Source organism: Flavonifractor sp. DFI.6.63, from assembly GCF_024462255.1.
GTDB classification, from domain to species: Bacteria; Bacillota; Clostridia; order Oscillospirales; family Oscillospiraceae; genus Lawsonibacter_A; species Lawsonibacter_A hominis.
This window is the reverse complement of record NZ_JANGBE010000087.1, coordinates 1-480: the sequence shown is the minus strand read 5'-3', so window position 1 is coordinate 480 and position 480 is coordinate 1. Positions and strand designations below refer to the sequence as shown.

The window sequence follows — 480 nt, the reverse complement described above, 5'->3', positions numbered from 1 at the left end:
GAACTCCACCGGGTTTCCCAAACCGTCCACTACCGCGTGGAGTTTTGTGTTCCACCCACCTCTGGTACGGCCAACCGCCTTATCCGCTGTTTTTTTCCCCGCCATTTGCGCTTTCATGTACCTTTACGCAAGTGGAGTCTACGCTCAGATTCTCCATGTCCGCGTCCCCGGACAGCGCGTGAAATACCGCCTCCAGTGTGCCGTCATCCCGCCACTTGGAGAATCGTGCGTACACAGACTGCCAGGGGCCATAGGCCGCCGGCAGCTCACGCCACTGAGCACCGCTCCGGACAATCCAGAGCATCCCGTTGAGCATCGTACGATTATCTTTTCGGGGGCGGCCACGCTTTCCTGTTTCTTCCGGCGGCAGCAACGGTTTGATCCGTTCCCATTGTTCTTTTGTTAATTCATATCGTTTCATGCCCTTAGCTTCGCATAACTTGCTTTATTGTGCAACTTTTATTTTTCAAACAAGCCCTA

General features: G+C 54.0%; 1 protein-coding gene. It reads right to left on the bottom strand.

Annotated elements, in window-relative coordinates; all coding sequences use genetic code 11:
• Positions 1-79 precede the first annotated feature (79 nt).
• On the bottom strand, positions 80-421 hold the full coding sequence (locus NE547_RS18000) for an IS5 family transposase (protein WP_256176625.1): 342 nt from the start codon (positions 419-421) through the stop codon (positions 80-82).
• Between the last annotated feature and the right edge of the window lie 59 nt (positions 422-480).

What these genes read in the sequence shown, in the direction of transcription:
- NE547_RS18000 (WP_256176625.1), bottom strand. Translation starts at nt 421, where the DNA reads ATGAAACGATATGAATTAACAAAAGAACAATGGGAACGGATCAAACCG.